This is a genomic window from Ancylobacter sp. Lp-2 (assembly GCF_020523795.1).
Taxonomy (GTDB): domain Bacteria; phylum Pseudomonadota; class Alphaproteobacteria; order Rhizobiales; family Xanthobacteraceae; genus Ancylobacter.
The window spans coordinates 598,858-619,412 of sequence record NZ_JAJALI010000003.1 but is presented as its reverse complement, the minus strand read 5'-3'; the positions used below and the strand labels follow the sequence as shown (position 1 = coordinate 619,412).

At 68.8% G+C, this 20,555-nt stretch carries 17 protein-coding genes; 5 read left to right on the top strand and 12 right to left on the bottom strand.

The features are described from left to right. Window positions 1-26 precede the first annotated feature (26 nt). Entirely contained in the window at window positions 27-1,475 is a 1,449-nt protein-coding gene (locus tag LGR54_RS11190; RefSeq protein WP_230362025.1) for a short-chain fatty acyl-CoA regulator family protein, read from the top strand. Between the two features lie 9 nt (window positions 1,476-1,484). On the opposite strand, the gene LGR54_RS11185 is transcribed toward LGR54_RS11190, so the two are convergent. Then, window positions 1,485-1,805, bottom strand: coding sequence for a helix-turn-helix domain-containing protein (locus LGR54_RS11185; RefSeq protein WP_230362024.1), 321 nt, complete (start codon window positions 1,803-1,805; stop codon window positions 1,485-1,487). Window positions 1,806-1,971: 166 nt separating this feature from the next. On the opposite strand from LGR54_RS11185, the gene LGR54_RS11180 reads away from it, so the two are divergent. Beyond that, the gene (locus LGR54_RS11180) at window positions 1,972-2,712 is read left to right on the top strand and encodes a DUF1194 domain-containing protein (protein ID WP_230362023.1); all 741 of its coding nucleotides are present in this window, start codon (window positions 1,972-1,974) and stop codon (window positions 2,710-2,712) included. Between the two features lie 21 nt (window positions 2,713-2,733). Here the strand turns inward: LGR54_RS11180 and glnT are convergent, their stop codons facing one another. The 5 genes from glnT to LGR54_RS11155 all read right to left on the bottom strand — a co-directional run bounded on the left by glnT (window position 2,734) and on the right by LGR54_RS11155 (window position 7,906). Beyond that, on the bottom strand, window positions 2,734-4,035 hold the full coding sequence (glnT, locus tag LGR54_RS11175; RefSeq protein WP_230362022.1) for a type III glutamate--ammonia ligase: 1,302 nt from the start codon (window positions 4,033-4,035) through the stop codon (window positions 2,734-2,736). A gap of 104 nt (window positions 4,036-4,139) precedes the next feature. Further along, window positions 4,140-5,477: an FMN-binding glutamate synthase family protein gene (locus LGR54_RS11170; RefSeq protein ID WP_214011160.1), complete on the bottom strand. Its 1,338-nt coding sequence runs from the start codon at window positions 5,475-5,477 to the stop codon at window positions 4,140-4,142. An 11-nt stretch (window positions 5,478-5,488) separates the two neighbouring features. Next, window positions 5,489-6,217: a protein glxC gene (locus LGR54_RS11165; RefSeq protein ID WP_230362021.1), complete on the bottom strand. Its 729-nt coding sequence runs from the start codon at window positions 6,215-6,217 to the stop codon at window positions 5,489-5,491. Next, window positions 6,214-7,095 carry a glutamine amidotransferase family protein gene (locus tag LGR54_RS11160; RefSeq protein ID WP_230362020.1) on the bottom strand — a complete coding sequence of 294 codons (882 nt, stop codon included), beginning with the start codon at window positions 7,093-7,095 and terminating at the stop codon, window positions 6,214-6,216. The genes LGR54_RS11165 and LGR54_RS11160 overlap by 4 nt, the downstream gene beginning before the upstream one ends. Window positions 7,096-7,222: 127 nt before the next feature. Then, window positions 7,223-7,906, bottom strand: coding sequence for an XRE family transcriptional regulator (locus tag LGR54_RS11155; RefSeq protein WP_230362019.1), 684 nt, complete (start codon window positions 7,904-7,906; stop codon window positions 7,223-7,225). Between the two features lie 133 nt (window positions 7,907-8,039). Here LGR54_RS11155 and sthA point away from each other — a divergent pair, with 133 nt between their 5' ends. The 3 genes from sthA to LGR54_RS11140 all read left to right on the top strand — a co-directional run bounded on the left by sthA (window position 8,040) and on the right by LGR54_RS11140 (window position 12,947). After that, window positions 8,040-9,449: a Si-specific NAD(P)(+) transhydrogenase gene (gene sthA / locus LGR54_RS11150; protein WP_230362018.1), complete on the top strand. Its 1,410-nt coding sequence runs from the start codon at window positions 8,040-8,042 to the stop codon at window positions 9,447-9,449. Between the two features lie 484 nt (window positions 9,450-9,933). Then, complete coding sequence (locus tag LGR54_RS11145) at window positions 9,934-11,286, top strand: MFS transporter (protein ID WP_230362017.1); 1,353 nt, start codon at window positions 9,934-9,936, stop codon at window positions 11,284-11,286. A gap of 167 nt (window positions 11,287-11,453) precedes the next feature. After that, window positions 11,454-12,947, top strand: coding sequence for an FAD-binding oxidoreductase (locus tag LGR54_RS11140; protein ID WP_230362016.1), 1,494 nt, complete (start codon window positions 11,454-11,456; stop codon window positions 12,945-12,947). A 21-nt stretch (window positions 12,948-12,968) separates the two neighbouring features. On the opposite strand, the gene folD is transcribed toward LGR54_RS11140, so the two are convergent. The 6 genes from folD to LGR54_RS11110 all read right to left on the bottom strand — a co-directional run bounded on the left by folD (window position 12,969) and on the right by LGR54_RS11110 (window position 20,001). Continuing rightward, entirely contained in the window at window positions 12,969-13,844 is an 876-nt protein-coding gene (folD, locus tag LGR54_RS11135; RefSeq protein WP_230362015.1) for a bifunctional methylenetetrahydrofolate dehydrogenase/methenyltetrahydrofolate cyclohydrolase FolD, read from the bottom strand. Between the two features lie 32 nt (window positions 13,845-13,876). Next, entirely contained in the window at window positions 13,877-14,761 is an 885-nt protein-coding gene (gene purU, locus LGR54_RS11130) for a formyltetrahydrofolate deformylase (protein WP_230362014.1), read from the bottom strand. Between the two features lie 124 nt (window positions 14,762-14,885). Further along, window positions 14,886-15,482 (bottom strand): sarcosine oxidase subunit gamma, encoded by a 597-nt coding sequence (locus LGR54_RS11125; protein WP_230362013.1) that lies wholly within the window; start codon window positions 15,480-15,482, stop codon window positions 14,886-14,888. 36 nt (window positions 15,483-15,518) lie between these two features. Beyond that, on the bottom strand, window positions 15,519-18,491 hold the full coding sequence (locus LGR54_RS11120; protein ID WP_230362012.1) for a sarcosine oxidase subunit alpha family protein: 2,973 nt from the start codon (window positions 18,489-18,491) through the stop codon (window positions 15,519-15,521). Continuing rightward, complete coding sequence (locus LGR54_RS11115) at window positions 18,488-18,751, bottom strand: sarcosine oxidase subunit delta (protein WP_230362011.1); 264 nt, start codon at window positions 18,749-18,751, stop codon at window positions 18,488-18,490. The genes LGR54_RS11120 and LGR54_RS11115 overlap by 4 nt, the downstream gene beginning before the upstream one ends. After that, complete coding sequence (locus LGR54_RS11110; RefSeq protein WP_230362010.1) at window positions 18,751-20,001, bottom strand: sarcosine oxidase subunit beta family protein; 1,251 nt, start codon at window positions 19,999-20,001, stop codon at window positions 18,751-18,753. Before LGR54_RS11110 ends, LGR54_RS11115 begins: the two co-directional genes overlap by 1 nt. Between the last annotated feature and the right edge of the window lie 554 nt (window positions 20,002-20,555).

Here is a 20,555-nt window from a genome sequence, read left to right as displayed (position 1 = left end):
ACCGTTAGCCCTCGCCGGAGGCCATCATGTCGAAGAAGGTATTCGCCGGTCATGCCGTGCGCAATCTGCGCGAAAGGCTGGGCCTTACCCAGATGGATTTCGCGCGACGCCTTTCGTTGTCGCCGAGCTACATCAACCAGATCGAGAGCAATCAGCGTCCGCTCACCGCCGCGGTGCTGCTCGCCATCGGCCGCACCTTCGACCTCGACATCACCCGTTTCGGCGCCGACGATCTCGACCGCATCGTCGCCGACCTGCGCGAGGCGCTGGCCGATCCGGTGTTCCGCGGGCTGGAGCCGAGCCTGCAGGACCTGAAGAACGCCACCACCCATGCACCGGCCTTCGCCCATGCCTTCCTGCGCCTGCACGGGGCGATGCGCCGGCTGGTGGAGCGTCGCGCCGCGCTCGACGATGCCGTCACCTCGGCGGGCGGCGGGGAGGGCGACGGCGAGGCCCGCAACCTCGCGCCCTATGACGAGGTGCGCGACCATTTCCATTACATCGACAATTATGTCGACGGCCTCGACCGGGCGGCGGAGGAGAAGAGCGCCGCGCTCGACCTGTTCGCCCGTCCCGATGCCGGCGCGGTGCTGGAGCGGCATCTGCGCGAGCACCACGATATCGGCGTGGAGACCGCGCCCTCCGACGCGGTGGAGGCGCCGCTGCTGCGCTTCGATCGCCATCGCCGAGTGGCGACGCTGGCGCGCGGGCTCGATCCGGCGAGCCGCGCCTTTCGCCTCGCCACGCTTATCGCCCGCTTCGAGCAGGGCGAACTGATCGACCGGCATGTGGCGGAGGCTGGCTTCCGCAGCACCGCCGCCCGCGAGGTGTGCCGGCTGTCGCTGCAGAACTACTATGCCGGGGCGCTGATCCTGCCCTATCGCCGCTTCGCGCGGCTGGCGCGGGAGCGGCGGCACGATCTCGATCTGATCGCCGCCATCACCGGGGCCAGCCTGGAGCAGGTGTGCCACCGGCTCTCGACGTTGCAGCGGCCGGGCGAGAAGGGCGTGCCGTTCTATTTCCTGAAGGTGGATCGCGCCGGCAACGTCATCAAGCGCCACAGCGCCACGCGCTTCCAGTTCGCCCGCTATGGCGGTGCCTGCCCGGTGTGGAACGTGCACGAGGCGTTCGAGCAGCCCTCGAAGCTGCTGGCGCAGGTCGGCGAGATGCCGGACGGGGTGCGCTATCTGTGTCTCGCGCGGGGGGCCATCAAGCCCGTCCAGCGCTTCGGCCAGCGTGAGCGGCGCTATGCGCTCGGCATTGGCTGCGAGCTCTCCTATGCCGGGGAGATCGTCTATGCCGACGGGATCGACCTGAAGGCGTCCAGCATCGCCCCGCTCGGCGTCAATTGCCGCATCTGCCCGCGCACGAACTGCCCGGACAGGGCGTTTCCGCCGCTCGACCGGGCCATCGTGCTCGACCCGGACCGGCGCGGCGTGGTGCCGTTCGACGTAAAGGACGAGCTCCGCTTCTGAGCCTGTCCTTCACTCGCCTGTCGGCCAGGCGATCCAGACATAGCCCTCGCCATATCGGGTGGCGATGAAGCTCGGCGCCCGTGCCCGGTCTCCCAGCTTGGCGCGCAGCCGGTTGATCACAAAGTCGATGCTGCGGTCAGTGGAGTCCGAGCCGGGTCCCGCTATGGCGTCGAGCAACTGGCTGCGGCTCATCACCCGCCGGGCATTGCCGGCCAGCGCCTCCAGTACGGCGCGCTCGGAGCGGGTGAAGCGGATCTCCACCTTCGACTCGCGGAGCGCACAGGAAAAATCCTCGTCGAAGACAATGCCGTTGAAGCAGCGCGGGGGCATGGCTTCCTTCCGTCCCGATCCCGCTTGTCGTTCGATCAAACAATACTGCAACAATTGGCGCGCAGCCTCCCGGCCCCGCGGGGTGATAACCGCGATCAAAAGGTGAGGGGGCACCATGCGGGGATGGCTTAGGGGCGCGCGCGGGCCAGCCATTGCCCTCGCGCTGTTGATCGCCGTCGCGGCGATGACCGTTGCGACGCCCTGGCAGGGTTCGCACGCGCAGGGGGGAGAAACCGTCGAGGTCGACCTGGAACTGGTGCTCGCCACCGATGTCTCCACCTCGATGGACCGCGCGGAAAAGCAGCTCCAGCTTGCCGGCTTCGTCGCGGCCTTCCGCGATGAGACCGTCATAGGCGCCATTCGTCAGGGCCGGCGTGGGCGGATCGCCGTCACCTATGTCGAATGGGGTGGGGAGGGGCGCGAGCGCGTCGTGCTGCCCTGGACGCTGATCGACGGCGCGGCGGCATCGCATGCCTTCGCCGAGCGTCTCGCAGAGGGCTCGCCCGGGCGCCTCGTCTATGGCACCGCGATGGGCGAGGCGCTGCTGTTTTGCGCCGACCTGTTTGGCTCCGCCGGTTATGCCGGCGACCGTCGGGTGATCGACCTGTCCGGCGACGGCTTAAGCAATCGCGGACGCCCGCTTGAGCAGGTGCGCGGGGTGATACTGGCACGGGGCATCACCATCAATGGACTGCCGCTGGTCTACAAGGACCCTGACGACGACGAGACCGCCTTTCCCCCCGACGAACTCGTCCGCTATTTCATCGAGGAAGTGATCGGCGGGCCGGGTGCTTTCGTCCTGCCAGTGCGCTCGGTCGACGCCTTCCCCATCGCGATCCGGCAGAAGCTCATCCGCGAAATCGCGGGCGCGCCTGTGCCGGGTCGGATGGCGGAGCGCCGACCATGAGGCTGTTCTGTCTTCCGACGCTCAGATATCCAGCGTGTTGGCGCGTTCCCATTCCGTCAGGTGGCGCGAATAGGCGTTCCATTCCTCGTGCTTCAGCTTGAGGAAGCCGTCGACCACCGGGGCGCCGAGCGCGTTCTTCAGCACGTTCGACTTCTCCAGCGCGCGCAGGGCGTCGAGCAGGTTCAGCGGCAGCTTCTTGGCGCCGCGCACCTTGTGGCCGTCGGTGTACATGTTGATGTCGAGCCGCTTGCCGGGATCGCGCTGGTTCTGGATGCCGTCGAGGCCGGCCGCCAGCACCGCCGCCGGGGCGAGATAGGGGTTGGCCGCGCCGTCCGGCAGCCGCAGCTCCAGCCGCCCCGCATCGGGGATGCGGATCATGTGGGTGCGGTTGTTGCCGGTATAGGTGACGGTGTTGGGCGCCCAGGTGGCGCCGGAGACGGTGCGCGGCGCGTTGATGCGCTTGTAGGAGTTCACCGTCGGATTGGTGAAGGCGCACATCGCGTCGGCCGAGTGGATCAGGCCGCCGATGAAGTTGTAGCAGAGGTCGGAGACGCCGAGCTCGCCGTCCTCGTCCTCGAACAGGTTGGTGTCGCCCTGCCACAGCGAGGTGTGCATGTGGCAGCCCGAGCCGGTGAGGTCGATGAAGGGCTTGGGCATGAAGGTCGCGCGCAGGCCGTGCTTCTCGGCGATGGAGCGCGCCATGTACTTGAAGAAGACGTGGCGGTCGGCGGTGACCAGCGCGTCGTCGAAGTCCCAGTTCATCTCGAACTGGCCGTTGGCGTCCTCGTGGTCGTTCTGGTACGGGCCCCAGCCGAGGGTGAGCATGCAGTCGCAGATTTCCTTGATCACCTCGTAGCGGCGCATCAGGGCGGACTGGTCGTAGCAGGGCTTGGTGGCGTCGTCGGAGGCGTCGGAGATCTTCTTGCCGTCCGGCGTGGTCAGGAAGAACTCGCACTCGACGCCGGTCTTCATCTGGTAGCCGATGGATTCGGCACCCAGCATGGTGCTCTTCAGCACGTTGCGCGGCGCCTGCGCCACCAGCTCGTCGTTCATGACGAGATCTGAGGCCAGCCAGCCGACTTCCGGCTTCCACGGCAGCTGGATCAGGCTGTCGGCGTCCGGCACGGCGAACAGGTCGGCGTCGGCCGGGCTCATGTCGAGCCAGGTGGCGAAGCCGGCGAAACCCGCGCCGGACTTCTGCATGCCGCCGATCGCCTGAGCCGGCACCAGCTTGGCGCGCAGGGAGCCGAAAAGGTCGACATAGGAGATCAGGAAATACTTGATGCCGAGCTCTTTGGCGGCATGGGCAAGATCATTGGCCATCTGAAGCGGTCCTGCTGCAATCGGTGTTCGTGCCGTTCCCCGGCCCGTTGAGGGCTCGTTGAGGCGATGAATGTGCAAATGCCGCGCCGAAGCGCGGCATCTGGTCAGAAATTCCCGTTGCTGCCCGGGATCCAGTTGGTGCCGGCCAGCGGCACATTCGCCATCGCCGCCGCCTCGATGGTCAGCGCGACGAGATCCTCCGGCTCGAGGTTGTGCACATGGCTCTTGCCGCAGGCGCGGGCGATGGTCTGGCACTCCAGCGTCAGCACCGCGAGATAGTTGGCGAGGCGGCGGCCGGCGGCGACCGGGTCGAGCCGCGCCATCAGCGCCGGGTCCTGCGTGGTGATGCCCGCCGGATCGCGGCCCTCGTGCCAGTCGTCATAGGCGCCGGCGGTGGTGCCGAGCTTCTCGTACTCGCCCTGCCAGTGCGGGTCGTTGTCGCCGAGCGCCACCAGTGCCGCCGTGCCGATCGCCACCGCGTCGGCGCCGAGCGCCAGAGCCTTGGCGACGTCGGCGCCGTTGCGGATGCCACCGGAGACGATCAGCTGCACCTTGCGGTGCATGCCGAGGTCCTGCAGCGCCTTCACTGCCTGGCGGACCGCCGCCAGCGTCGGGATGCCGACATGCTCGATGAAGATCTCCTGCGTGGCGGCGGTGCCGCCCTGCATGCCGTCGACGACGACGACGTCGGCACCGGACTTCACGGCGAGCGCGGTGTCGTAATAGGGCCGCGCCGCACCGACCTTCACATAGATCGGCTTCTCCCAGTCGGTGATCTCGCGCAGTTCCTCGATCTTGATCTCGAGGTCGTCCGGCCCGGTCCAGTCGGGGTGACGGCAGGCGGAGCGCTGGTCGATGCCGACGGGCAGGGTGCGCATGCCGGCGACGCGCTCGGTGATCTTCTGGCCGAGCAGCATGCCGCCGCCGCCGGGCTTGGCGCCCTGGCCGACCACCACCTCGATGGCGTCGGCGCGCTTGAGATCATCCGGGTTCATGCCGTAGCGCGAGGGCAGATACTGGTAGACGAGCTGGGTGGAGTGCCCGCGCTCCTCATTGGTCATGCCGCCGTCGCCGGTGGTGGTCGAGGTGCCCATCGCCGAGGCGCCGCGCCCCAGCGCTTCCTTGGCGTTGGCGGAGAGCGAGCCGAAGCTCATGCCGGCGATGGTGATCGGGATCTTCAGCTCGATCGGCTTCTTGGCGAAGCGGGTGCCGAGGACGACTTCGGTCGAGCACTTCTCGCGATAGCCTTCCAGCGGGTAGCGCGACATCGACGCGCCGAGGAACAGGAGGTCGTCGAAATGCGGCAGCTTGCGCTTCGCGCCGGCGCCGCGAATGTCGTAGATGCCTGTCGCCGCCGCGCGGCGGATTTCCGACAGCGTGTACTCGTCGAAGGTCGCCGAGGTACGGGGCTTGGTGCGCGGGGTGTTGGTGAGATCGTTCATGGTCCCGCCCCTCAGTAGCTCGACACGTTGTCGACGTGGAAATGATAGAGCGTGCGGGCCGAGCCGTAGCGGCGGAACTCGCCGATATCGACCTCGCCGAGGATGCCGGCGGCGTCGAGCTTCGAGGCCAGCAGCGCCTTGTGCTCGTCGCGGATCTCCTTCTCGATGCAGTCGGCACCGAGGCCGGCGACCTTGCCGCGCACGAACAGTTTGGCCTCGTAGAGGCTGTCGCCGAGCGCCTCGCCGGCGTCGCCGAGCACGACGAGCGAGCCCGCCTGTCCCATGAAGGCCGAGAGATGGCCGACCGAGCCCTTCACCACGATGTCGATGCCCTTCATCGAGATGCCGCAGCGCGCCGAGGCGTTGCCGTCGATGACGAGGAGGCCGCCATGGGCGGTGGCGCCGGCCGACTGGCTGGCGTCGCCCTTCACATGGATGAAGCCCGACATCATGTTCTCGCCGACGCCGACGCCGGCATTGCCGTTGATGACGACGCGGCCGTGCTTGTTCATGCCGGCGCAGTAATAGCCGACCGGCCCGTCGATCTCGATGTCGATGGCGGCATCGAGGCCGGCGGCGATGGCGTGCCGGCCATTGGGGTGCGCCACCTTCCAGAGGGTCTGGTTGGTGTCGGGGCCGAGGGCGTGTAGCGCGGCGTTGAGCTCGCGCACGCTGGAGGTCGAGAGGTCGACCAGCTGGAGGCCGGCGGCGTCGCCGGCAGGCTTCACGGAAAGGGTCATGCTGCGCGGTCCCAGAAATAAACCTTGGCCGGCTCCGGCTCGAAGACGCGGGCGTTCTCGATGCCCGGCAGGCCGGCGAGCGCGCGGTATTCCGAGCCGAAGGCGACATATTGATCGGTTTCGGCCATGACGGCCGGCTTGCAGGCGATGGGGTCGCGCAGCACGCCGAAGCCGCTCTCGGTGCCGACGACGAAGGTGTAGAAGCCGTCGAGATCGCCGAGCGAATGCTCCAGCGCCTCGCCGAGCGTGTCGCCCTCGCGCATGCGGTAGGTGAGGTACGCGGCGGCGACCTCGCTGTCGTTCTCGGTGGCGAGGTGGAGGCCCTCGCGCTCCAGCCGGCGGCGCAGGCCGGCATGGTTCGACAGCGAGCCGTTATGCACCAGGCACTGGTCGGCGCCGGTGGAGAAGGGGTGGGCGCCGTCGGTGGTCACCGCGCTCTCGGTCGCCATACGGGTATGGCCGATGGCATGGGTGCCGCTCATCGTCTCCAGCTTGAAGCGCTTGGCGACGTCGGCGGGCAGGCCGACTTCCTTGTAGAGCTCCATGCGGGCGCCGGTGCTGATCACGTCGATCGCCGGGAACCGGCTCTTGAGCGCCGTGCGCACATCCGCTTCGGCGGCGGCGGGGACGGTGAGCACCGCATGGGTGTCGCGCGGCGCCACCTCATGGCCGAGCGCCGCGCCGATGGCGGCGAAGTCGGTGCCAGCCGGGCCGCGCAGGGTGAGCTTCACCGTGCCGTCCTTGCCGCTGCCATAGACGGCGAAGCCGGCCGAATCCGGCCCGCGGTCGCACATCACGTCCAGCATTTCCGCCAGCAGGGCGCCGAGCTGGGGTTCCAGCTTCGGGTCCTTGATGAAGAGGCCGACAATTCCGCACATCCGCGCGTCTCCTGCAAACCATCTCGGTTGTTCGTGAGCGAGATGTACGGGCAACGCGGTGTGGCGTCAATGTGGGGGAATAAAATTTTCCTGTTAGGAAAAGTTCAGAGGTGGGAGGCGGTGGCGGTCAGATCGGATCGCGCGGGTAGATGATGATCGACAGATAGGTCATCGGCCGCACCAGCAGCTCCTCCGGCCCGTGGGTGGCGGCTGAATCGAACATCAGCGAATCGCCTGGCCGCAGGTGATAGGTGCGGTCGCCGTGGCGGTACACCACCTCGCCGGTGAGCATGTGGATGAACTCCACCCCGGCATGGCGGAAGCCGGTATAGGGCACCGCTTCCTCGCTCAGGGTGATGAGATAGGGCTCCACCGCCACCTCGCCGCCGAGCGCGTGGCCGAGCAGTTCGTACTGGTGCCCGACCTTGGTGCCGCGCCGCTCGATATGCACGCCCTGGCCGGCGGGCACGAAGGAGCAGTCGCGCTTTTCCTCGAAGCCGGAGAACAGGCTGGAGATCGGCACGTTGAGCACGCTGGAGATGGCTTGCAGCGTGCCGAGCGACGGCGAGATCAGTCCGTTCTCGATCTTCGAGAGCATGCCGACGGAGATTCCGGCAGCGCTGGCGAGATCGGAGACGGTGAGGTCGAGCTCGCGGCGGATGGCGCGTACCTGCAGGCCGAGCGCCTGTTCCAGCGTGCGCTCATTGGTGGCCGGCGCCCCCGAGCCGGTGCGCAAATCCTCCGCGCTGGCTTCCGTCCCGGCCGCTTCCTTCGCGCCGGTGCCCTCCGCCTGCTGCCGCTGTTCTGCCAAGACCCGTCTCCTCCTGCTCGCTCCGCCCTTTTTTAGCCGGGAAATGTCGGGGCGGAAACGCGGAACGTCATACCGGCTTGGCATTCATCGTGCATTGGGCAGAAAGCGAGGCCCGCAGGAGCGACGGCGACCCATGCCTGACCATAAGGCGACCGACTATGAGATGATCGTCATCGGCAGCGGCCCGTCCGGCCGCCGCGCCGCCGTGCAGGCCGCCAAGATCGGCAAGTCGGTGCTGGTGGTCGAGAAGGGCCGCCGGGTCGGCGGCGTGTCCGTGCACACCGGCACCATCCCCTCCAAGACGCTGCGCGAGACGGTGCTCAACCTGTCGGGCTGGCGCGAGCGCGGCTTCTACGGCCGCTCCTACCGGGTGAAGCAGGATATCGGCGCCGCCGATCTGCTGGCGCGATTGCACAAGACGCTCGATCACGAGGTCGACGTGCTGGAGCACCAGTTCAGCCGCAACGGGGTGAAGACCGCGCGCGGCGAGGCGCGCTTCGTCTCGCCCTATGACATTGAGATCACCGGCGAGACCGGCGAGCACACCACCGTCTCCGGCTCGCACATCCTCATCGCCGTCGGCACGCGGCCGTTCCGACCGGATTATGTGCCGTTCAACGGCACCAACGTGTTCGACAGCGACGAGATCGTCGAATTGCCGCGCCTGCCGCGCAGCCTCGCGGTGATCGGCGCTGGGGTGATCGGCGTCGAATACGCCACCATCTTCAGCGCGCTCGACGTGCAGGTGACGCTGATCGAGCCACGCTCGAGCTTCCTCGACTTCATCGACAAGGAGCTGATCGAGGAGTTCGTGCACGAATTGCGCGACCGCAACGTCTCGCTGCGGCTCGGCGCCAATGTCGGCGCCATCGAGCTCGGCAATGATGGCCGCCCGATCTGCCGGCTCTCCGACGGGCGCACCGTCACCACCGACATGCTGCTCTTCGCCGCCGGTCGGGTCGGCGCTACCGATACGCTCAATCTCGGTGCGGCGGGGCTCGATGTCGACCATCGCGGCCGGCTCAAGGTCGATCCGAAGACGCTTCAGACCTCGGTGCCGCACATCTATGCCGCCGGCGACGTCATCGGCTTCCCCAGCCTTGCCTCCACCTCGATGGAGCAGGGCCGCGTCGCTGCCTGCCACGCCTTCGGGCTGGAGCCGCCGCCGCCGCCGGAATTCTTCCCTTACGGCATCTATTCGGTGCCGGAAATGTCGACGGTCGGCATGAGCGAGGAGGAGGTGCGCCGGCGGGAGATTCCCTATGAGTGCGGCATCGCCCGCTTCCGCGAGACCTCGCGCGGCCACATCATGGGGCTGAACACCGGCATGATGAAGATGATCTTCTCGGTGAAGACCCGCCGCCTGCTCGGCGTGCACATCGTCGGCGAGGGCGCCACCGAGCTGATCCATATCGGCCAGGCGGTGCTGAACCTGAAGGGCACCATCGACTATTTCATCGAGAACACCTTCAACTACCCGACGCTGGCCGAGGCCTACAAGATCGCCGGCCTCGACGCCTGGAACCGGCTGTCGCGGGTGTGAGGGGTTGATGGTCCGCGTGCTCTGAGCGCCTCCTCCTTCAACAGCGTCGTCCCGAGCATCTGACCGATCATTGCCTAACGAGCGACCGGCTCCCTCTCCCCGCGGGGGAGAGGGGTGGGGTGAGGGGGCTCTACGGTTTCCCATGTTATCCCCCCTCACCGACCCGCTTCGTGGGCCACCTCTCCCCACCGGGGAGAGGGAAGAAAGAGCCGCTATCTCGGGAGGAAGGGTCACCAGGGTTCCTGGGAGGACGGCGGCCCAGCACGAAAGCACCCTCTCCACGCCGCGCAAGAAAATGTCGCGGTCTGCGCCTCTACGACCATAGAATTATAAGCCATGCGCTCAGCGCGGTTCATTCCGTCGCAGGCTCGGTATATGACGGGCGCCAATCGCGCGCGGGCGAGGGCCGAAGCTGGCTCCGCCGCGCTTTCGTCTGGCGCCGTGCCTCCCGATGGGCCGCGCCACCCACGGAGCCTTTTCAACGATGTCCTTTGCAGCTGCCGCGGAGCGGGCGGAACCCGCCGTCGCCAATCCGCGATCCCGCGTCATTCTCGCCAGCCTGATCGGCACCACGATCGAGTTCTACGATTTCTACGTCTACGCCACCGCGGCGGTGCTGGTATTCCCGCATCTGTTCTTCCCGGCCGGCGACGACACCGTGGCGCTGCTCGCCTCGCTCGCCGTGTTCGGCGCGGCGATGGTGGCGCGCCCGCTCGGCGCCATCTTCTTCGGCCATCTCGGCGACAAGCGCGGCCGCAAGGCGACGCTGGTCGGCGCGCTGCTCACCATGGGCATCGCCACCTTCCTGATCGGCGCGCTGCCGACCTATGAGATGGCCGGCTGGCTCGCCCCGGCGCTGCTGGTCATCATGCGTCTCGCGCAGGGCTTCGCGCTCGGCGGCGAGTGGAGCGGCGCGGCGCTGGTCGCCACCGAGAACGCGCCTCCCGGCAAGCGGGCGGTGTACGGCACCTTCCCGCAGCTCGGCGCGCCGATCGGCTTCATCGTCGCCAACGGCCTGTTCCTGATCATCGCCGCAGTGCTGCCCTCCGAGGATCCCTCGCGTCCCTCGCAGGCCTTCCTCGAATGGGGCTGGCGCATCCCGTTCCTGTTCTCGATCGTCATGGTGATCGTCGGCCTCTGGGTGCGCCTCAACCTCGTCGAGAGCGCGGCCTTCGAGAAGACCGTGCAGAAGGGCAAGGTCACCCGCGTGCCGCTGGCCGCCGCCTTCCAGAACCACTTCAAGGCGATCGTGCTCGGCACCTTCTACATGCTGGCGACCTATGTGCTCTTCTACCTGATGACCACCTTCTCGCTCAGCTATGGCCGCGCCGCGCCCGGTGGCGCCGTGCCCGGCCTTGGCTACGACTACCGCACTTTCGTGCTGATGATGATCGGCGGCGTGGTGTTCTTCGGCATCTTCACCCTGCTCTCCGGCCCCTGGGCCGACCGCTGGGGCCGTCGCCGCACGCTGATCGCGATCACGCTCGGCATCATCGTGTTCGGCTTCCTGTGGACGCCGATGCTGGCCGCCGGCCCCCTGGGCGTGATGGCGTGGCTGATCCTCGGCTTCACGCTGATGGGCATGACCTTCGGCCCGATGGGCGCGCTGCTGCCGGAGCTGTTCCCGGCCAATGTGCGCTACACCGGCTCGGGCATCGCCTACAACGTGTCGTCGATCCTCGGCGCGGCGGTGGCGCCGTTCATCGCGGTGGCGCTGTGGCGCTATGGCAATGGCTCGCCGTTTTGGGTCGGTGTCTACCTGTCCTCCATGGCCTGCATCACGCTCGTCGCGCTGCTGCTCGGCCCGGAGACCAAGGACGTCGACATCGAGCACTGAGCGATCCGACTTCGAGGCTGCAACGCCCGCGACGGGGGACCGTCGCGGGCGTTTTGCTATGCGTTCGCGGGGGGGGGCGACGGGCGCTAACACTTCCCAAACCGCCGGCGGCGTAAGACACCGCGCAGGACAAGACGCCGGCAATATCGGCGCGAGGGGAGGGTGCCATGAGCGATAGAGCACGGGTGACGCGTCGCGGCCTGCTGGTCGGCGGCGCGGCGGCCGCCACCGCATTGGGGATCGGGCCGCTCAGGGCGCAGCCGGCGCCTGCCGCGCCCGCCGTCGTGCCGGATCGCTGGGATCGCCTCGCCCGCATCACCGAGGGCGGCCTGCTGCGCCCGTCGAGCCCGCAATTCGCCGCCGAGGCGCTGCCGAACAATCTGCGCTTCGAGCCGGTGCGGCCCGAGGCGGTCGTGCCGTGCCGGACGCCGCGGATGATCGCCGAGGTGCTGGCCTGGTGCCAGGATTACGAGATGCCGTTCGCCCTTCGCGGCGGCGGCCATTCCTATGCCGGCTTCTCCACCAGCCGCGGCATCGTCCTCGACATGACACCGATGGACGCCATTGCCTATGACGCGGCGAGCGGTCGGGTGCGCGTCGCCGCTGGCGCGCTCAATGCGCAGGTCTACGAGGCGCTGCGCGGGGCGGGGCGGATGATCACCCACGGCCGCTGCCCGACCGTCGGCGCCGCCGGCTTCCTGCTCGGCGGCGGCATCGGCTTCAACATGCGCCGCTTCGGCGTCGGGGCCGACCGGCTGGTCGCCTCCGAGATCGTCACCGCCGACGGCCGGGTGCGGGCGCTGTCGGGCGGCGAGGAGACCGACCTGTTCTGGGCGATCCGGGGTGGCGGCGGCGGCAATTTCGGCGTCAGTACGTCGTTCACGCTGGAAACGCAGCCGGTCGATACGCGGCTGACGGTGGCGCGCCTCGTCTGGCGCGGCAAGACGCTGGAGGCGGCGAAAGCGCTGTTCGCCTGCACGGACGACGGCCCGCGCGTGCTCGGCTCGCGCATCGCGCTCGGCGGCGTCACTCCGGCGCTGGCGGAAAAGGGGCGGCAGGTGCCGCTCACGCTGCTGGCGCAATATGCCGGGTCGCGCGAGGAGTTCCTCGCCTTGCTGGCGCCGGTGCTGGCCGTGGCAGTGCCGGATTTCACCGATGTGCGCGAGCTCGCCTATTGGGAGGCGCAGCATTTCCTCATGGAGCCCGGCGAGCCGGGCTGGTACCGCGAGCGCTCCGCCTTCCTCGCGAGCGCGCCGTCGGAGGAATTCCTCGAAACCGCCACCGAGCATCTGCGCCAGTGGCCGGGCACCGGCGCGCAGGCCAGCCTGTTCTTCTTCCAGACCGGCGGGCAGATGAACGAGACGCTGCCGGAGGCGACCGCCTTCGTGCATCGCGACAGCCGCTGGCTGGGCGTGGTCGGCGCGGTGTGGAACGCCGAGGACGCGGCGCGGCCGGAGGTCGTGCGCGCCGCCAAGGCGTGGCAGGACGCGCTCTATGGCGTGGTGAACCGCTTCGGCGGCGCGGGCGCGTTCCAGAATTTCCCGGACGCCTCGCTGGTCGATTGGCGCGCGCGCTATTACGGCGCTAATCTCGCGCGGCTGGAGCGGATCAAGGCGGCGGTGGACCCGACCAACCTGTTCAGCTTCCCGCAATCGATCTGAACCGAGGGCGCCGGCCCCGTGTCAGCCGGCCGCCAACTGCCGCTTGGCGGCGGTCAGCGTGTTCTGCAGCAGGCAGGCGATGGTCATCGGCCCGACGCCGCCCGGCACCGGGGTGATCAGCCCGGCAATGCCCTGCGCCTCGTCGAAGGCGACGTCGCCGACGAGGCGCGTTCCCCCGCCGGCCTTCTCCACCCGGTTGATGCCGACATCGATCACCGTGGCGCCCGGCTTGATCCATGAGCCGCGGATCATCTCCGGCCGCCCGACCGCGCCGATCAGTATGTCGGCGCGCCGGCATTCCTCGGCGAGGTCGCGGGTACGCGAATGCGCGATGGTCACCGTGCAGTCCTCGCGCAGCAGCAGCTGCGCCAGCGGCTTGCCGACGATGTTGGAACGGCCGACCACCACGGCGCGCAGCCCGGCGAGGTTGCCGAGGTGGTGCTTCAGCAGCATCACGCAGCCGAGCGGGGTGCAGGGCACCAGCGCGTCGAGCCCGACCGCCAGCCGGCCGGCATTCACCACATGGAAGCCGTCGACATCCTTGGCGGGATCGATGGTGGCGAGCACCTTCTGCGCGTCGATATGGCCCGGCAGCGGCAGCTGCACGAGGATGCCGTGCACCGCCGGATCGGCGTTCAGCGAGGAGACCAGCGCCAGCACTTCGGTCTCCGAGGCGTCAGCCGGCAGCTTGTGCTCGATCGAGGCCATGCCGGCCTCCAGCGTCTGCTTGCCCTTGTTGCGGACATAGACCGCGCTGGCCGGGTCCTCGCCCACCAGCACCACGGCGAGGCCGGGGGTGACGCCGGTCGCCGCCTTGAAGTCGGCGACCTCGCCGGCGATCTGCTTGCGCAGGTCCTCGGCAAAGCCCTTGCCATCGATGATGCGGGTCTCGACCATGTCGTCCTCGTAAAGCGTCAGTGGCGCAACAATCAGTCCCGGAAGACCACGGTCTTGTGGCCGTTGGTGAGCACCCGGTCATCGAGATGCCAGGCGAGCGCGCGGGCGAGTACGCGGCGCTCGATGTCGCGGCCCTTGCGGACCAGCGCCTCGGCGGAATCCTGATGGGTGATGCGCTCGACGTCCTGCTCGATGATCGGGCCTTCGTCGAGGTCGGAGGTGACGAAATGCGCCGTCGCGCCGATGAGTTTGACACCCCGCGCGTGCGCCTGGTGATAGGGCTTGGCGCCCTTGAAGCCGGGCAGGAACGAATGGTGGATGTTGATGCAGCGGCCCGACAGCTTGGCCGACAGCCCGTCCGACAGCACCTGCATGTAGCGGGCGAGCACCGCGACTTCCGAGCCGGTCTTCTGGAACAGCTCCCAGAGCTGGGTTTCCTGCTCCATCTTGGTCGCCTTGGTGATCGGCAGATAGTGGAACGGGATACCGTCGAAATCGAGATGCGCGTAGGTCTCGCGCGGGTAGTTGGCGACGATGGCGGTGATGTCCATCGGGATCTCGCCGATGCGCCAGCGATAGAGCAGGTCGGCGAGGCAGTGGTCGAACTTCGACACCAGCAGCATCACCCTGCGCTTCTGGCTGCGCAGCCGCAGCCGCCAGCTGAAGCGGAACGTCTCGGCCACGGCGGCGAAATCGGCCGTCAGGCTCTCCAGCGTCGCCTCGCCGGACACGCGCTCGAAGGAGACGCGCATGAAGAACCGGCCGCTCTCGGTGTCGTCGAACTGCTGCGCCTCGAGGATGTTGCAACCGTGCTCGAACAGGAAATTGGCGACGCCGGCGACGATGCCGGGGCGGTCCGGGCAGGAGAGGGTGAGGATGTAGCTGTCGGCGGCGGTCTCGGCGGTGGCGTCGGTCATGGCGGGTCTCTCGGCGGGTCGCCTGCCTCGCCCGGGCCCGCGCGTGTCGGCGGTCCGGGGCGAGGCGGTTCGGCGCGGTTTTAGGGGAGATGCGGCTTTGAGGGAAGCGCGCTTCGCGCCGCGGTCAACCTCGATGGGCGAAGGCGATCCCATATTCGGCGCCGGAGGCGATCAGGAAGCGGGCGAAGGCGACGCGGTAGCTGCGTGCCACCAGGAACCCGAAGCGCTCGTCGCCCGGCTCGCGCCAGAAGGTGACGTTGATATGGGCGACATTGGTGGTCGCCGCCGCTCCGGGCGGGAAGGCCGCCGGATCGAGGTCAACCGTCACGCCCTTGGCGAGCAGGTCGCGCGTCCGCGCGCCGGAGAGCTCGAAGCCGACATAGCCATCGGTCTGCTCGGTGATGGCGGCGTGGGCGGCGAGCGGGGCGAGGCGGGCGGCGAGGTCCTCCGGCGCCTCGGCCAGCACCAGCCAACGGCCGGGGCCGGCGCCGATGGTGGCGAGGCCATTGGCGCGGGTGAGGCGCGGCGTGTCGGCGAGCGCGAGGCCGAGCGTGGCATGCGCGGCCACGGTCAGCGCGGAGGCGCCGCCGCGACGGGCGGCGAGCAGGGCGAGCGCCGGCGGATCGAAGACGCGGACGCTGACGCCCTGGGTGCCGGCCGGGCCGTAACGACCGTCCGCCGGCATCTGCGTGACCGGGAATGTGTTGAGCGCGGAGGTCATCGGGCGAGCCTTCCTGCGGGTGGGAAAGGGAGACGATCAGCCACGCAGCCGCTCCCCGTTCGGGTCGATGAAGGCGGGCGAGCAGACCTCGACCTCGAAATCATTGCCGCGCACCGGGTCATAGGCGCGCACGCGCTCGCCGATGCGGGCCGGCCCGTTCTTCAACAGGCCGAGGCCGATCCAGTGGCCGAGATGCGGCGAATGCGCCACCGAGGTCATGTAGCCCTGATCGTGCGCCATGTCCGCCGGCGCGCCGATGGTGAGGAAATGCGCCCCCGCCCGCAGCCGCTGCGACGGATCGACCGGCTTGAAGCCGACGAAGGCCGGCCGGTCGGGATCTTTGAGCCCGGGCCGCGCCGCCATGACGCGGCCGATATAGTCCTTCTTGGTCGAGGCCATCTTGCCGAAGCCGAGATCGCCGGCGCTGGTCTGGCCGGACAGCTCGTTGCCGGAGACATGCCCCTTCTCGATGCGCATCACGCCGAGCGCCTCGATGCCATAGGGGGTGATGCCGAACTCCTCGCCGGCCGTCATCAGCGCGCGAGCCAGCGCCTCGCCATGGCGGGCCGGCACCGCGATCTCGTAGCCGAGCTCGCCGGAGAAGGAGAGGCGGAACAGCCGTGCCTTCACCCCGCCCATCACCGTGCGCTCGATGGCGCCCATGAAGGGCAGCCCCTCATTGGAGACGTCGACGCCGGTATCGACCACCCGCGCCAGCACGTCCCGCGCGCGAGGGCCGGCGATGGCGATCTGCGCCCATTGCTCGGAGACCGAGGCCAGCGTCACGTCGAGCTCCGGCCACAGCACCTGCAGGCAGAATTCGAGATGCTGGAACACCTTGACGGCATTCGCCGTGGTGGTGGTCATCACATAGTGCTCGGGTCCGAGGCGCGCGGTGGTGCCGTCGTCCATGACGATGCCGTCCTCGCGCAGCATCACGCCGTAGCGCGCCTTGCCGACCGCCAGCGTCGAGAAGGTGTTGATGTACACCTTGTCGAGGAAGGCACCGACATCGCGGCCCTGCAGGTCGATCTTGCCGAAGGTCGAGACGTCGATCATCCCCACCGAGGCGCGCACCGCCTTCACCTCGCGGTTCACCGTGGTGAGCCAATCGGTCTCGCCGGCCTTGGGGAAATACTGCGCCCGCAGCCACGGCCCGGTCTCGATGAACACCGCGCCCTGCTCGGCCGCCCAGGCATGGGTCGGAGTGAGGCGGGTGGGGCGGAAGTCCTTGCCGCGATGGTGGCCGCCGAGCACGCCGAGCGACACCGGCGTATAGGGCGGGCGGAAGATGGTAGTGCCGGTCTCCATGATGCTCGCACCCGTCAGCTCCGCCATGATGGCGAGGCCGTTGACGTTGGAGGTGCGGCCCTGGTCGGTCGCCATGCCCAGCGTGGTGTAGCGCTTCATCAGCTCCACCGCGCGGAAGCCTTCCTTGTAGGCGATGCCGAGATCCTTGGCGGTGACGTCGTTCTGCTGGTCGACGAAGGCCGGTCCCTTGGAGCCCTGCACATGCCAGAAGGCGGTGATGCCGGCCGGGGTGTCCTCGGTGGCCGGCAGGTCGGGGCGGGTGGCCGTGAAGCCGAGATCGCCAGCCGCCTCGCTGCCCTGGCGCGCGCCCTCCGCGAGGGTGTCGCCGAGCCCATAGGTGCCGCGCGCCGCGCCGGCGACGCTCAGTCCCGGCGGCGTGCGGCCCGGCACGAAGGCGGCGATGTCCTCCTGCCACACCGGCTTGCCGCCGTGATGGCAGGTGAGGTGGACGCTCGGCGACCAGCCGCCGGACATGGCGAGGGTGTCGGCGGCGAGGCGCCCGCCGCGCCCGCCGGTGCGGATGGCAAGGCCGGTCAGCGCGCCGCCGATCGGCTGGCCGGTGGTGCCGGTCACCTGCGTGTCGGTCCGCACGTCGATGCCGAGCGCCTTCGCCCGTGCGGCCAGCGCCGGGGCGACCTCGCGGCGGATGTCGATCAGCGTGGTGACGTTGACGCCGGCCGCCTTCATGTCGAAGGCCGAGGTCCAGGCGGAATCGTTGTTGGCGAAGAACGCGACGCTCTTGCCGGCGGCGACGCCGTAGCGATTGGCGTAGCTGCGGGCGGAGCCGGCGAGCATCACGCCCGGCCGGTCGTTGCCGCCGAACACGATCGGCCGCTCGGTGGCGCCGGCGCACAGGATGGCGCGCTTGGCGGCGATCTTCCACAGGCGCTGGCGCGGCTGGAACGGCGCCGGGGTGGCGAGATGGTCGGACACCCGCTCCACCGCGCCATATTCGCCGTCATAGATGCCGAACACGCTGGTGCGGGTCATGATCCGCACATTGGGCAGGCTCGCCAGCTCGGCCACCGTACGCGCCGCGAAGGCGTGGCTCGGCTCGTCGCCGATGCGGGCGACCTCCGAGTTGAGGCGGCCGCCGGCCAGGAAGTCCTCGTCGGCGAGAATGACTCGGGCTCCCGCACGGCCGGCGGCCAGCGCCGCCATCAGGCCCGCCGGGCCGGCGCCGATGACGAGCACGTCGCAGAAGGCATGGGCCTTGTCGTAATGGTCGGGATCCACGCCCTCAGCGGCGCGGCCGAGGCCGGCGGCGCGGCGGATCGCCGGCTCGTAGACGCTCTCCCAGAACTTCGCCGGCCACATGAAGGTCTTGTAGTAGAAGCCTGCGCCGAGGAACGGCGCGACCAGCCCGTTGAGGCTCAGCGCGTCCAGCGCCAGCGAGGGCCAGCGGTTCTGGCTGGCGGCGTCGAGGCCGTCATACAGCTCGGCGACGGTGGCGCGGGTGTTCGGCTCGCGGCGCGCGCCGGAGCGCAGCTCGACCAGCGCGTTCGGCTCCTCCGGCCCGGCCGAGAGGATGCCGCGCGGCCTGTGATATTTGAACGAGCGGCCGACCAGGCGCACCTGGTTGGCGAGCAGCGCCGAGGCGAGGGTATCGCCGGAAAAGCCCCGATAGGTCTTGCCGTCGAAGCGGAAGGAGAGCGAGCGCGCGCGGTCGACGCGGCCGCCGGAGGGGAGGCGGCTCATCGGGCGCCTCCCGCCAGTTCGGCGCCGGCGATGGCGTGGCTGGTGGTGTCGCGCGCCACCTTCACCCAGCGGCGGCAGCCGGCGGAATGGTACCACCATTCCGAATGCGCCCCGGCCGGGTTGTCGCGCAGATAGACATAGGCGTGGAACGCCTCGTCCGCGTCCGGCGCCGCCGGATCGGGACGGGTGAGGGTCGCGTCGCCGAGATAGGCGAATTCGCTGGCGTCGCGCGCGCCGCAATAGGGACAGGGGATGCGCATCAGTGCAGGTTCGGCTGGGCGCCGACTCCCTTCTCGTCGATGAGATGGCCGGTGCGGAAGCGGTCGAGCTTGAAGGCGGTGCCGGTCGCGTGCGGGGTGTCGGTGGCGAGCAGGTGCGCGAAGCACCAGCCCGAGGCCGGCGTGGCCTTGAAGCCGCCATAGCACCAGCCGGAATTGAGGTAGAGCCCCGGCCGGGGCGTGCGGTCGATGATCGGCGAGCCGTCCATCGACATGTCCATGATGCCGCCCCACATGCGCAGGAGCCGCAGCCGGCCGATGCGCGGCATCAGCGCCATGCCGCTCTCGGCGACATCCTCGACCACCGGGAGGTTGCCGCGCTGGGCATAGGAATTGTAGCCGTCGATGTCGCCGCCGAAGACGAGGCCGCCCTTGTCGGACTGGCTGATGTAGAAATGCCCGGCGCCGAAGGTGATGACGCCGTCGACCAGCGGCTTCAGCCCCTCGGAGACAAAGGCCTGCAGCACGTGGCTCTCCATCGGCAGCCGGAGACCGGCCTGCTGGGCCACCCGCGAAGAGGAGCCGGCCACCGCGAGGCCGACCTTGCCGGCGCGAATGGGACCGCGCGAGGTTTCCACCCCGACAATGGCGTCGCCCTCGGTGAGGAAGCCGGTCACTTCGCAATTCTGCACGATGTCGACGCCGAGCTGGTCGGCGGCGCGGGCATAGCCCCACACCACGGCGTCGTGGCGGGCGGTGCCGCCACGGCGCTGCGCCAGCCCGCCCTGGATCGGGAAGCGGGCATTGTCGAAGTCGAGGAACGGGTACATCGCCCGCACGCCCTCGCGGTCCAGCAGCTCGCTGTCGGCACCGGCGAGGCGCATGGCGTTGCCGCGCCGGGCATAGGCGTCGCGCTGGGCGTCGGAATGGTAGAGGTTGAGGATGCCGCGCTGGCTGACCATGGCGTTGTAGTTCAGCGCCTGCTCCAGCCCTTCCCACAGCTTCATCGACCATTCGTAGAACGGTTCGTTGCCGGGCAGCAGGTAGTTGGAGCGGATGATCGTGGTGTTGCGCCCGGCATTGCCGGAGCCGATATGCCCCTTCTCCAGCACCGCGATGTTGCGGATACCGTGCTCGCTGGCGAGGTAGAAGGCGGTGGCGAGGCCGTGGCCGCCGCCGCCGACGATGATCACGTCATAGGCGGGCTTGGGGGCGGCGTCGCGCCAGGCGGGTTTCCACCCGGACTGGCCGGTGAAGCCGTTCTTGAGGACACTCAGGAAGGAATAGCGCATTCGGGGCAGCTCGCTGGCTCTATGCGGATAGCTATAGAGGCTGCGCGGGATGGTGATAATATAAGTTTTGATTATAGTGCCGGCGAAGGAATGGTGGTTCCTCCAAACCTTCACCCGCCGGAGTGCTTGGACGGGCTGCCCTTTCGCTTCGTTGGGAGCGGGGTGGAGAGCCGGGGGATTCCTGGCTGGTGGATACCTGGACGTCTGCGTGATCCCGGTTGGGCTTTCATTCGTCCGGGATGACATTTCGACCGGGCGCGCCGAGGACTCCCTCTCCCCGCGGGGAGAGGGGTGGGGAGAGGGGGCTCCACGGCTCCCAATGTTGTCCCCCGTCACTGACCCGCTGCGCGGGCCACCTCTCCGGCTTCGACATCGCCGGAACCGACCCCGGCAACAAGCCGGGTTCGGGCGGGAAGAGGGAAGCCAAGAAGGGGCTATCCGGGCGGTCGCGGACTGAAGCGGGATGGCACGGATGGCGGGGCGTGGTTCCTTCACCTCCGGCCCTGCCGCCATGACGAATAGCTGGCGCCCAGCTACAGGACGAAACCACACGA